Genomic DNA, 13134 nt, shown 5'->3' with positions numbered 1-13134 from the left:
ATAGCCACTCGTGAAAAAACGACTATTGTTTAAAGCCAGCATACTTGCTGGCTTTCTGATACTTTCATCATCAGTTCAAAGTGCCGATCTGGATAAGCGTCAATCTGAGCTTAAAGCCATTCAAGCGCAGATTAACCAACAGCAAAACTCTTTGAAAGACAGCAGTCGTCAACGTGAAAAGCTCATTTCATTACTTAAACGAGATGAGCAAGCTATTTCAAGCGCCGCGCAAAAAGTCAACCTCACCCAAGCTTCACTGACTGAAGTAAACACCAAACTAGGTGAGCTAGATGTTGAGCAAGTTCAATTAGATAAACGCCGTATTACTCAACAAAAAACCTTATCAAAACAGCTTTCCAGTGCATATTTAGCAGGTAATCACGATTACTCTAAAATGATGTTAAATCAGCAAAACCCAGCCACGGTTGAACGCATGCTGGCTTATTATCAGTACTTAAACAATGCTCGCATTGCGGCTATTACTAATCTCAAAACCACCATTGAGCAATTAGAGGCAATTAAAAGTCAGCAAATCAGTGAGCAACAAAAACTCAATGCTTTAATCATCGAACAAAAACAACAAGCTCAGCAACTTAATAAAGAACAAAGCCAACGCCAACAAACTCTAGCGCAAATTCAGCGAACCTTAACCAGCAAAGGCGCAGAGTTAGAGCAAATGCAAATAGAAGAGGCCAGCTTAAAACGCCTTATCGAGCAAGCCTTGCTAGCCGCTAAAGATAATCCACAAATGGATGGTTTAGCTAAAAAGCGTGGTCAATTAACATGGCCAACTAAAGGCCATTTAGCCTCTAAATTTGGCAGTCGACGCTCAGGACAAATACGTTGGAAAGGGGTCGTTATTGCGGCGCCAGAAGGACGTAGTATTACTGCAGTAGCCCCTGGTACTGTCATATATGCCGACTGGCTTCGTGGTTTTGGTATGGTAATGGTGGTTGATCATGGCGAAGGCTATATGAGTCTATATGGCCATGCTCAGGCACTATTAATTCAACCAGGTGAGACAGTTCAAAAAGGCGAATCAATTGCACTAGTCGGGAGTTCAGGCGGACAAACAGAATCTGGCCTATACTTTGAGATACGACACAAAGGGCAAGCCGTTAACCCAGCGAAATATTGTCGATAAACAATAGACTAGGAATGCCGAGTTCGCTGACTTAACCGACGCCCTGACTATACCTTTATGGTATTTAGGGGCGGTTATGATGCAATTTGCACGTTATTTATTATGTTTTTTGTTAGGTATTTCGGTGGCGCTTTCAATGAGCCTATCCAGCTCTGAGCAGCACTATAAATACGAATCTGAATACAGTTACACTCTGCTTTTAGATGTTATCGACACCATCCACACCTATTACTTCAATGATGTTGACCGAGAAGATTTAATCGAATTCGCTATAGATGGCATTTTTACAAACCTCGATCCTTACTCAGGCTTTTTAGACTCGGACGACTACCAAAGCATTAATGACAGTAATAGCGGTCAATACTATGGCTACGGATTTGAAGTCGCCACCGACGATGACCAAATCACCATCATTACCCCTTACCCAAATTCGCCTGCCGCCAGAGCAAATCTGCAACCAGGTGATAAAGTACTTCAACTTAACGATACTGTGATTGATAGCAGCAACTTGACTGACGTACTCATGGATATCAAGCAAAACAGTAATAACAAGCAAACCATCAATCTGACTATTGAGCGTGATACAAATAAGCCATTTAAACTTGCCTTAAACCCTGAGCTGATTCATATCGAATCGATTAACGCTAAAATCATCAAAGATGACATTGGTTATATACAGTTAAACTCGTTTCAACACGACGCAACTAGCGCCATCATCAAACAAGCTAAACTTTGGGAAAACGAACAGTTGAACGGCCTGATTTTAGATGTGCGTAACAATCCAGGTGGCTTATTGGGTCAAGCGATTAGTATTGCTGATTTATTTTTGGAGAAGGGGTTAATCGTCTCTACGGAAGGCCGTTTCTTTGATGCCAATGAAGTGTATTACGCGTCACAGCCAACCATTTTTGAAGATATTCCAATGGTGGTATTAATTAATAAAGGCTCAGCTTCTGCATCAGAAGTACTCGCTGCAGCGCTACAAGAAAATAACCGAGCAACCTTAGTGGGTGAAACCAGTTTTGGCAAAGGCACAGTACAAAGTCTTATCCCAATGTTAGAAATGGGTAATGCAATTAAGCTAACGATCGCAAAGTACAGTACCCCCCATGGCAACGATATTCACAGCAAAGGTATTGAGCCTGATATTAAAATTTCAAACGAAGCTATTCTAAATTCTGATTATCTGGATATAATTGAGCAATCAACTGCGCAATATGATGAACCACAGGATGGTCAGATTTCTTCAGCTATTGCATGGATAACTACTCATAACTAAAAAGCAGACTCTGTGCGCACTATATTTTTATTAATAGCTTTACTCATATGTGGTTCCGTTCAAGCAACAAACATCGCTATCATCATTGACGATATTGGATATCGTCAATCTGATGAAGCTGTGTTGTCGTTACCAAATACCGTCACCTTATCAGTATTACCTCACACTCCTTTAGGTCAAACTTTGGCTCAACAAGGTCACCAGCAAGGCAATGAAATTATGCTGCATATTCCAATGCAGGCACTTAATGGCAAAAAGCTTGGGAATGGTGGTTTAACCAACGACATGGATGAGCAACAACTTAAAAGCCAACTGAAAGCATCGATTGATAACATCCCATATGCCAAAGGCGCCAATAATCATATGGGCAGTTTACTAACCCAATTAGATAGTCCAATGAACTGGTTAATGGAAAGCTTGAAGAAAAAAGACCTGTATTTTGTCGATAGCGTGACCACTCGCTTTAGTAAGGCAAGTGACAAAGCACAGCAATATGGCGTGCCATTATTGAGAAGAGAAATATTTCTAGATAATGATGTCAGTGAACATGCTTTAGAAAAACAATTTAGCCAAATTATTAGTAAGGCGAAAACAGATGGCAATATTGTAGTCATAGCGCACCCTTACCCAGAAACAGTGCGCTTTTTAAATAAGAACCTTCACCGACTAGAAGCTAAAGGTATTAACTTAGTTCATACTTCCAAGTTATTACCTGTCGCAATGGCTAAAAATGAAGGAACTAGTTCAGCTCAAGTACTGAGATAGAGAGATCAGGTAATGTCTCCATTAACTCATCAGCATTCTTGACGATATCAGCCAAAGTACATTCATTTAGCACTTCCATATACGCAGCTACGGCCTTTGCTAGAATACCCTTTAGGCTACATGCTGGCGTAAAACGGCAGTAAGGCTCGGTACAGTTAACAGGGGCTAATGAAGGTTCGAGTTCACCCACTAATTTCCCTAAATTTATCTCAGCAGGCTTCACCGCTAATTTAAATCCACCACTTTTACCTCGGATAGTTTGAATATATCCAAGCTTTCCTAAATGATGAATGATCTTAGCAACATGATTTGATGACAGCTCAAAAACAGTCGTCACTTCGGCAATGCGAAATAACGTTTCTCTTTTCGGTTGTGCAGCAAGGTACATCAAAATACGTATGCCATAGTCTGTGTATCGTGTTAGTTGCATAAGTTTGTTCCAGCGTTAAATAGTACTTCTTAAATAATATTGCTTTGTATGTATAGTAACTTTGTCATTAGCAGCTTAGGAGGTAGATGACTCTAAGTCGGTGATCAACCATAAAGCTTGCTCATTGCTCGTGCTACATACATCTATCGTTGCTGTAAAATCAGTGCATACCTTAGGTCTTGAAGGCTCACCAAATATCTTACAAAGATTATCATCATTTAGCTGAATACAGCGCTCACCTGCAGGTTTACCATTGGGCATTCCAGGTATAGGACTAGTAATAGAAGGTGCAATGCAGCATGCACCGCAACCAAGACGACAATTCATAATTTTACCTAAGCGTTAAAGCAGCAATATATCTTACTAATGCCTAATATAAAAACATCTTTGCTATAAAAAGCACATAAAATACATCTTTAAGTTTAAAGTGAGAGTTGTGTACAATTTTTAGCTAATATACACGGGCCTATAATTTCCACTCATACAAATTTACCCCACCTAAAACTGTTAGCTAAAATCGATTTTAACAGTAACCCATATCAAAACGCATTAATCTAGGTCATCAATTACGCTTAAAGAAAGCCTTAGATAGCAAAAAGCCCTATCACTCTGTATAAACAAGAAGTAATAGGGCTTTATCCAAAAGCTTAAACGAAAAAAGCCTCATCTTTCGATGAGGCTTTCGTCTTTGTGTTGGCGGAGCGGACGGGACTCGAACCCGCGACCCCCGGCGTGACAGGCCGGTATTCTAACCAACTGAACTACCGCTCCTTTAGCAAAATGCTTGCGCGTAATGCTAAATGCTTTTTAAGTCGCTAACTTGTCAGGGTTAGTAGACTCGCTTTATCGTAATAAAGCTACTCTTTCGAGTAAATTAGGCGCTTGGCAATGACCTACTTTCACATGGGGAGACCCCACACTATCATCGGCGCTATTGCGTTTCACTACTGAGTTCGGGATGGGATCAGGTGGTACCACAATGCTATTGTCACCAAGCAAATTTGGCTGTTAACTGCTGTCGCAATTAACTAAATTCGGAAAGCTGGTTTGTTTCTTTGAGTTCACACTTCATTAAGCGCTTTAAATTCTTCACTAAGTCTTTTGTAATAAATCTAGTTACCATCAACTCAGATACACCTACATGGATGTAGGCAGTGCCAAGAAATGATTGGACTCATTTCTGGTAAAACTTATCTGGGTTGTATGGTTAAGCCTCACGAGTCATTAGTACAGGTTAGCTCAACGCCTCACAACGCTTACACACCCTGCCTATCAACGTCCTAGTCTCGAACGGCTCTTTAGAGGAATTAAATTCCTAGGGATGACTCATCTTAGGACTCGCTTCCCGCTTAGATGCTTTCAGCGGTTATCGATTCCGAACGTAGCTACCGGGCAATGCTATTGGCATAACAACCCGAACACCAGCGGTTCGTCCACTCCGGTCCTCTCGTACTAGGAGCAGCTTCCTTCAATCATCCAACGCCCACGGCAGATAGGGACCGAACTGTCTCACGACGTTCTGAACCCAGCTCGCGTACCACTTTAAATGGCGAACAGCCATACCCTTGGGACCGACTTCAGCCCCAGGATGTGATGAGCCGACATCGAGGTGCCAAACACCGCCGTCGATATGAACTCTTGGGCGGTATCAGCCTGTTATCCCCGGAGTACCTTTTATCCGTTGAGCGATGGCCCTTCCATACAGAACCACCGGATCACTATGACCTACTTTCGTACCTGCTCGACGTGTATGTCTCGCAGTTAAGCTGGCTTATGCCATTGCACTAACCGTACGATGTCCGACCGTACTTAGCCAACCTTCGTGCTCCTCCGTTACTCTTTGGGAGGAGACCGCCCCAGTCAAACTACCCACCAGGCACTGTCCCGAACCCCGATAAGGGGCCGCGGTTAGAACATCAAAACTACAAGGGTGGTATTTCAAGATTGACTCCACTTCATCTAGCGACGAAGCTTCAAAGTCTCCCACCTATCCTACACATGTAGGTTCAATGTTCAGTGCCAAGCTATAGTAAAGGTTCACGGGGTCTTTCCGTCTAGCCGCGGGTATACGGCATCTTCACCGCAATTTCAACTTCACTGAGTCTCGGCTGGAGACAGCGTGGCCATCATTACGCCATTCGTGCAGGTCGGAACTTACCCGACAAGGAATTTCGCTACCTTAGGACCGTTATAGTTACGGCCGCCGTTTACTTGGGCTTCGATCATGAGCTTCTCCGAAGATAACCCAATCAATTAACCTTCAAGCACCGGGCAGGCGTCATACCGTATACGTCATCTTGCGATTTTGCACAGTACTGTGTTTTTGATAAACAGTTGCAGCCACCTGGTATCTGCGACTGCCAGCAGCTTAGGGAGCAAGTCCCATCACCGCCAGCAGCGTACCTTCTCCCGAAGTTACGGTACCATTTTGCCTAGTTCCTTCAGCCGAGTTCTCTCAAGCGCCTTGGTATTCTCTACCCGACCACCTGTGTCGGTTTGGGGTACGATTCCTACTAACCTGAAGCTTAGAAGATTTTCCTGGAAGCATGGCATCAACTACTTCATCCCCTTGGGGACTCGTCATCAACTCTCAGCCTAGTGTTCACCCGGATTTGCCTAAGTGAACAGCCTACAGTCTTAAACGCGGACAACCAACGCCGCGCTAGCCTAGCCTTCTCCGTCTCTCCATCGCAGTTAGCAGAAGTACGGGAATATTGACCCGTTTCCCATCGACTACGCCTTTCGGCCTCGCCTTAGGGGTCGACTCACCCTGCCCCGATTAACGTTGGACAGGAACCCTTGGTCTTTCGGCGTGGGGGTTTTTCACCCCCATTATCGTTACTCATGTCAGCATTCGCACTTCTGATACGTCCAGTGTGGGTTACCCCTTCACCTTCAACCGCTTACAGAACGCTCCTCTACCGCTTGCTCATAAGAGCAAACCCATAGCTTCGGTGTATTGCTTAGCCCCGTTAAATCTTCCGCGCAGGCCGACTCGACTAGTGAGCTATTACGCTTTCTTTAAATGATGGCTGCTTCTAAGCCAACATCCTAGCTGTCTAAGCCTTCCCACATCGTTTCCCACTTAGCAATAACTTTGGGACCTTAGCTGATGGTCTGGGTTGTTTCCCTTTTGACGACGGACGTTAGCACCCGCCGTCTGTCTCCCGAGTAGTACTCACTGGTATTCGGAGTTTGCAAAGGGTTGGTAAGTCGGGATGACCCCCTAGCCTTAACAGTGCTCTACCCCCAGTGGTATTCGCTCGAGGCGCTACCTAAATAGCTTTCGAGGAGAACCAGATATCTCCGAGTTTGATTGGCCTTTCACCCCCAGCCACAAGTCATCCGCTAATTTTTCAACATTAGTCGGTTCGGTCCTCCAGTTGATGTTACTCAACCTTCAACCTGCCCATGGCTAGATCACTCGGTTTCGGGTCTACACCTTGCAACTAAACGCGCAGTTAACACTCGGTTTCCCTACGGCTCCGCTATTCGCTTAACCTCGCTACAAAATGTAAGTCGCTGACCCATTATACAAAAGGTACGCAGTCACGGTCTCAAGAACCGCTCCCACTGCTTGTACGTACACGGTTTCAGGTTCTATTTCACTCCCCTCACAGGGGTTCTTTTCGCCTTTCCCTCACGGTACTGGTTCACTATCGGTCAGTCAGGAGTATTTAGCCTTGGAGGATGGTCCCCCCATATTCAAACAGGATGTCACGTGTCCCGCCTTACTCGATTTCATCTATGGTTAGTTTTCATGTACGGGGCTATCACCCTGTGCCGCTGTGCTTTCCAACACATTCCACTAACACCCCATAGACTTAAGGGCTAATCCCCGTTCGCTCGCCGCTACTAGGGGAATCTCGGTTGATTTCTTTTCCTCTGGGTACTTAGATGTTTCAGTTCCCCAGGTTCGCCTCATAACGCTATGTATTCACGTTATGATGACCACTTATGTGGCCGGGTTTCCCCATTCGGACATCGTTAGCTCAAATGCTTGTTACTAGCTCGCCAACGCTTTTCGCAAGTTACTACGTCCTTCATCGCCTCTGACTGCCAAGGCATCCACCGTATACGCTTAGTCACTTAACCATACAACCCAAATAAGTTTCTAAAAGAAACAAACTGTTGTTAAAGCCCATAGCCTTAACAGTCGTACCGTAACTAGCTGGTTTATTACTAATTTGCATCTCTTACGAGTACACAAATTCGCCTTAGTTTTTAGAATATTCAAGACACTTAATAAAGTGTTTTGAGAACTCAATGTATTACTGAAAAGGGATTAACTTCCCAATAATACGATTTGTATTAATTAACATGACAGACTCATGCAATTAAATACTATCAGCTTTCCAAATTGTTAAAGAACAATGCTAACCGGCTGGCGGCGCATTTCGCTCAACTCCATCAAGGAGTAACAAGCAATCTGTGTGAACACTCAACAAACATTAAGTTAGTCGTATAGGTAAGGAGGTGATCCAGCCCCAGGTTCCCCTAGGGCTACCTTGTTACGACTTCACCCCAGTCATGAACCACACCGTGGTAAACGTCCCCCCGAAGGTTAGACTATCTACTTCTGGTGCAGCCCACTCCCATGGTGTGACGGGCGGTGTGTACAAGGCCCGGGAACGTATTCACCGTAGCATTCTGATCTACGATTACTAGCGATTCCGACTTCATGGAGTCGAGTTGCAGACTCCAATCCGGACTACGACGTACTTTGTGAGATTAGCTAGACCTTGCGGCTTTGCAACCCTCTGTATACGCCATTGTAGCACGTGTGTAGCCCTACTCGTAAGGGCCATGATGACTTGACGTCGTCCCCACCTTCCTCCGGTTTATCACCGGCAGTCTCCCTAGAGTTCCCACCATAACGTGCTGGCAAATAAGGATAGGGGTTGCGCTCGTTGCGGGACTTAACCCAACATTTCACAACACGAGCTGACGACAGCCATGCAGCACCTGTCTCAGAGTTCCCGAAGGCACTAAGCTATCTCTAGCGAATTCTCTGGATGTCAAGAGTAGGTAAGGTTCTTCGCGTTGCATCGAATTAAACCACATGCTCCACCGCTTGTGCGGGCCCCCGTCAATTCATTTGAGTTTTAACCTTGCGGCCGTACTCCCCAGGCGGTCTACTTAATGCGTTAGCTTGGGAGCCCAGTGCTCAAGGCACCAAACTCCGAGTAGACATCGTTTACGGCGTGGACTACCAGGGTATCTAATCCTGTTTGCTCCCCACGCTTTCGTACATGAGCGTCAGTCTTTGTCCAGGGGGCCGCCTTCGCCACCGGTATTCCTTCAGATCTCTACGCATTTCACCGCTACACCTGAAATTCTACCCCCCTCTACAAGACTCTAGTTCACCAGTTCCAAATGCAATTCCCAGGTTGAGCCCGGGGATTTCACATCTGGCTTAATGAACCGCCTGCGTACGCTTTACGCCCAGTAATTCCGATTAACGCTTGGACCCCTCGTATTACCGCGGCTGCTGGCACGAAGTTAGCCGGTCCTTCTTCTGTAGGTAACGTCACAGTAATGGCGTATTAAACCACTACCTTTCCTCCCTACTGAAAGTGCTTTACAACCCTAGGGCCTTCTTCACACACGCGGCATGGCTGCATCAGGGTTTCCCCCATTGTGCAATATTCCCCACTGCTGCCTCCCGTAGGAGTCTGGGCCGTGTCTCAGTCCCAGTGTGGCTGATCATCCTCTCAGAACAGCTAGGGATCGTCGCCTTGGTAAGCCATTACCTTACCAACTAGCTAATCCCACCTAGGTTCATCCAATCGCGAAAGGCCCGAAGGTCCCCTCCTTTCCCCCGTAGGGCGTATGCGGTATTAGCAGTCGTTTCCAACTGTTATCCCCCTCGACTGGGCAGATCCCTAGGCATTACTCACCCGTCCGCCGCTCGTCAGCAAAGAAGCAAGCTTCTTCCTGTTACCGCTCGACTTGCATGTGTTAGGCCTGCCGCCAGCGTTCAATCTGAGCCATGATCAAACTCTTCAATTAAAGTTTTTTTGTTATTACCCGAAGGCAACAACGGCTCAATGAATTCTGATTACATTATGCAGACTCGGAAGAATCTACATCCTGTTTGTTACATATTGCTATGAACACTCATCGTTACATTGATAATAATTTTGATTGCTACCTAAGCAGCAATTTCGATTAACTCAACACCTGTGAGTGTCCACACAGATTTACTTGTTTGATTGTTAAAGAGCGTGATATCAATTTTTCAGATATCGCCGTTAGACGCTAGGTCGTTGGCTTGAGGAGGCGTATTCTACACTTCCCGTTGTTGGCGTCAAGCGTTTTTTAAACTAATTTAAAAACTCTTTTCTGCCCGTTAATTATGAAGTTTAAAAGCTTCTTAACTAACCCTGATACGTTGAGCCTAGTGGCCTGTCGCCGTGTCAGTGGATGCGCATTATAGGGAGATTATGAAACCGTGCAAGGGCTTTTTTGAAGATTATTCACTTTTAAGGTTCGCTTGCTGAGATTTTAAACTAATCAGCTATTTTTTATGCTTTTTTAGCAGCAAAGCAGCCCTTTTAGGCCTTATACTTAATCTAATTACATTAATCAGGGATTTTTATATGTTTAGCTCAATTCGTTCTTATCAGGGAATTCATCCTACTTTAGCTGATAATGTCTATGTAGATAGTGCAGCAGTCATCGTTGGTGATATCACATTAGATCATGATGCGAGTATTTGGCCGATGGTTGCAGCTCGTGGTGATGTCAATGTTATTAAGATTGGTAAACGCAGCAATGTTCAAGATGGTTCGGTATTACATGTAACTCGTAAATCACCTTCTAACCCTGAAGGTAATCCATTACTAATAGGTGATGATGTTACGATTGGTCATAAAGCTATGTTACATGGATGCAGTGTGGGTAATCGCGTTCTTGTTGGTATGGGTGCAATCATTCTTGATGGTGCGGTGATTGAAGATGATGTGATTTTAGGTGCTGGCTCATTGGTTCCACCAGGAAAGATATTACAGAGCGGCTATTTATATGTTGGCAGCCCTTGTAAACAAGTGCGCCCATTAACTGAAAAAGAACTCGCTTTCTTACCGCAATCTGCCGACAACTATGTAAGATTAAAAAACGAGTACCTCGTTGACTTGCAGCAGTCGAGCTAATTTACACTCAATCATTAGACATGAATTAAGCCTTGCTCATCGAATGATTCTGATTCGATGAGTGTTTCAGCTAAATCCTCTATATCAAATCGAACAAGTTCAAACGCTGCAATTGCTTGTTGTTCATTTTGAATGTTCATCGATGCCAACTTTTCTAGAGTAGTAAGGCTAATCATACACGTCACATTCATGCCTTGCACCTGAACAATTAAGGATAACTGTTTGCTTGCTTGATCCCATTCCACTATATCTGTAAAGATAATACTTTGATTCATACTGCTAACCTTTAAGACAATTGAGCACGTAGAGTGTCATGCACCACTTGAGTCTTTGGCATGACTCCACGCCAGATACTAAAACTCTGTGCAGCTTGTCCAACTAACATTCCTAGGCCATCAGCGACTTGATCCGCACCTTGCGATAATGCCCATTGATTAAACAAGGTCACTTCGGCGCCATAGGACATGTCGTAACATTGTGTGGCTGAATTAATAATACTTGAAGGTAAAGTAATGAGTTCTCCAGCCAAACCTGCAGAAGTTGAATTTACAATAAGGTCGAAAGGTGAATCTAACTCATAAATTGGTTTCGCAGTAACATCACCAAACTCTATAAATAATTCAGCAAGGTTTTGCGCTTTACTAAAAGTGCGATTACAAATAGTCAGCTTTACACCCGCTTGCAGTAACGGCTTAATACAACCTCTCGCTGCACCACCAGCACCTACAAGTAATAAGCGTTTACCAGCAATGTCACCAAAATGCTGTATCACATCGGTTACTAAACCTATGCCATCAGTATTGTCGCCGCGAATACGACCATCAGGTAAATAGATAAGAGTATTTACTGCACCAGCAAGCTTAGCTAAATCACTTAGCTCATCACAAGCTGCAAAGGCTTGCTCTTTAAAAGGCGCCGTTACATTAGCCCCTTTGCCACCAGCAGTAAAAAAAGCCATTAATGATTGAGAGAATTGATCAACCGGTGCAAGAATAGCTTGATAGCTCATCGTTTGCTGAGTTTGTTTAGCAAACTCGGTATGAATATATGGCGATTTACTTTGTGCGATTGGATTGCCAAATACAGCATACTTATCGGTCATCAATATTCTCTCTTTCATTTATGGTTTATTATCTCATGCCCTACTTTGTGTAAGCCTGCGGCATTGAGGATTTGGTCATATAGCGGTCACGTAGTACATCTTGACGGCTTTCAGTGCTTTGCTCTTCACCGCCAATCCACATTTTCTCAATATGGCTACTGTACTCAAACGGATCGCCACTCCACAGTACGATATCTGCTGGCATGCCAACAGCTATTCGCCCAGCATCTAGGTGAAAGGTATCTGCGACATTACTGGTTATCGAGGCCATAGCTTCTTGGTAATCCATACCATTTGCAACGGCATTGCCCGCACTGTAGCGCAAAGCATAATTACCGTGAGCATCACCAGGTGTCGCGAGCACCACTTTGACGCCAGCTTTACTTAATTTGCCTGCGTTATCCAGCGAATTATGCAAAGAATCAAAACTTTCAGGTAAGTTTCTCAGTGCATCCATCACAACAGGAATTTCCGCTTTAGCAATTTCATCAGCCAGTGTGATCGCATCAGCGGCTTCAAGTAATACCAAATCAATGTTAAATCGCTGCTTAAGTTTAATCAGCTGCATAATATCACTACCGCGATCAGCATATGCGATTAATGGCTTATCACCACTGAGTACAGCATTAATGATTAACTCTTCTTTAGTTGGCTCTTTAGCTGCATCTTTATCTGACTTTTTACTTTCTGCCTTAGTAAGCGCTTTTTGGCGCTCATCCAATTTATTAATCAGGTTTTGCATACCAATAATACGCGAACCGTCATGCTTAGCGCCTAATGAAACAAACAATGCTTGCTCGGTTGCAACCACACTGTCCCAATCGCCAGTTAGTGTGACTTCAATTGTTTGGCCTGAAAAGATGGTTTCGCCACCACCTGGTGCCACAATATTGCGAGTTATCCCACCTTTTCTTGCAAAAGGTATCGCTACGCTTTTTGGATTAAAAGCTAAGCTTGGATCAAAGGTCATATCAGCGGCTTTGTCGTTAGTGTCGCGCGTCATTTTCTCTTGGCCCACTTCAACTAAGCCTAGTGAGTTCATCGCACCAATAAAACCTGGCGTTAAAATGCCGCCTTTAGCATCAATAATAGTGTCGGCTGTAACAACATCAGGGTTAACCTGAATAATTTTACCGTCTTCAATAATGACCGATGCATTGGTCAGTACGCCTTGTTCAGTAGAAGTATAGATTTTAGCGTTAGTCACCGCCAAGGTGTCTGCTTGAACTATTGCTGGCAATAAACCTGCAAGCATTGAGA

At 44.3% G+C, this 13134-nt stretch carries 9 protein-coding genes, 1 tRNA gene and 3 rRNA genes; 4 read left to right on the top strand and 9 right to left on the bottom strand.

Annotated elements, in window-relative coordinates:
- The first annotated feature begins 10 nt into the window (after positions 1 to 10).
- The 3 genes from AC0L4E_RS19325 (at position 11) to AC0L4E_RS19315 (ending at position 3188) form a co-directional block, all read left to right on the top strand.
- On the top strand, positions 11 to 1144 hold the full coding sequence (locus tag AC0L4E_RS19325) for a murein hydrolase activator EnvC family protein (RefSeq protein ID WP_473681181.1): 1134 nt from the start codon (positions 11 to 13) through the stop codon (positions 1142 to 1144).
- A gap of 76 nt (positions 1145 to 1220) precedes the next feature.
- The gene (locus AC0L4E_RS19320; RefSeq protein WP_473681179.1) at positions 1221 to 2423 is read left to right on the top strand and encodes a S41 family peptidase; all 1203 of its coding nucleotides are present in this window, start codon (positions 1221 to 1223) and stop codon (positions 2421 to 2423) included.
- Between the two features lie 12 nt (positions 2424 to 2435).
- On the top strand, positions 2436 to 3188 hold the full coding sequence (locus tag AC0L4E_RS19315) for a divergent polysaccharide deacetylase family protein (RefSeq protein ID WP_473681177.1): 753 nt from the start codon (positions 2436 to 2438) through the stop codon (positions 3186 to 3188).
- Here the strand turns inward: AC0L4E_RS19315 and AC0L4E_RS19310 are convergent.
- From AC0L4E_RS19310 to AC0L4E_RS19285, 6 genes are all read right to left on the bottom strand, one after another.
- Positions 3163 to 3618, bottom strand: a complete 456-nt coding sequence (locus tag AC0L4E_RS19310) for an Rrf2 family transcriptional regulator (RefSeq protein WP_473681175.1) — start codon at positions 3616 to 3618, stop codon at positions 3163 to 3165. The two genes, AC0L4E_RS19315 and AC0L4E_RS19310, sit on opposite strands and share 26 nt — an antisense overlap.
- Before the next feature lie 75 nt (positions 3619 to 3693).
- Positions 3694 to 3945: a YkgJ family cysteine cluster protein gene (locus tag AC0L4E_RS19305; RefSeq protein ID WP_473681173.1), complete on the bottom strand. Its 252-nt coding sequence runs from the start codon at positions 3943 to 3945 to the stop codon at positions 3694 to 3696.
- 367 nt (positions 3946 to 4312) lie between these two features.
- Positions 4313 to 4389 (bottom strand) — tRNA-Asp (locus AC0L4E_RS19300).
- 109 nt (positions 4390 to 4498) lie between these two features.
- Positions 4499 to 4614, bottom strand: a 5S ribosomal RNA gene (gene rrf / locus AC0L4E_RS19295).
- Between the two features lie 207 nt (positions 4615 to 4821).
- Positions 4822 to 7713, bottom strand: a 23S ribosomal RNA gene (locus AC0L4E_RS19290).
- Between the two features lie 374 nt (positions 7714 to 8087).
- A 16S ribosomal RNA gene (locus AC0L4E_RS19285) occupies positions 8088 to 9630 on the bottom strand.
- The 16S, 23S and 5S rRNA genes sit together here with 1 tRNA gene alongside, the layout of an rRNA operon.
- A 590-nt stretch (positions 9631 to 10220) precedes the next feature.
- Here AC0L4E_RS19285 and AC0L4E_RS19280 point away from each other — a divergent pair.
- Positions 10221 to 10772, top strand: coding sequence for a gamma carbonic anhydrase family protein (locus tag AC0L4E_RS19280; RefSeq protein ID WP_220754354.1), 552 nt, complete (start codon positions 10221 to 10223; stop codon positions 10770 to 10772).
- A 14-nt stretch (positions 10773 to 10786) separates the two neighbouring features.
- Here the strand turns inward: AC0L4E_RS19280 and AC0L4E_RS19275 are convergent, their stop codons facing one another.
- The 3 genes from AC0L4E_RS19275 to AC0L4E_RS19265 are packed head-to-tail and all read right to left on the bottom strand — an operon-like array spanning position 10787 to position 13129.
- On the bottom strand, positions 10787 to 11047 hold the full coding sequence (locus AC0L4E_RS19275) for a DUF1488 family protein (protein ID WP_473681171.1): 261 nt from the start codon (positions 11045 to 11047) through the stop codon (positions 10787 to 10789).
- An 11-nt stretch (positions 11048 to 11058) separates the two neighbouring features.
- Complete coding sequence (gene aroE, locus AC0L4E_RS19270) at positions 11059 to 11874, bottom strand: shikimate dehydrogenase (protein ID WP_473681169.1); 816 nt, start codon at positions 11872 to 11874, stop codon at positions 11059 to 11061.
- Positions 11875 to 11914: 40 nt separating this feature from the next.
- The gene (locus AC0L4E_RS19265; RefSeq protein ID WP_473681754.1) at positions 11915 to 13129 is read right to left on the bottom strand and encodes an amidohydrolase family protein; all 1215 of its coding nucleotides are present in this window, start codon (positions 13127 to 13129) and stop codon (positions 11915 to 11917) included.
- Positions 13130 to 13134 lie beyond the last annotated feature (5 nt).

It is taken from the genome of Shewanella sp. GJ50-10, assembly GCF_055808815.1.
Note: the sequence above shows the minus strand (reverse complement) of the source record. Positions and strands in the feature narration are given on the sequence as shown.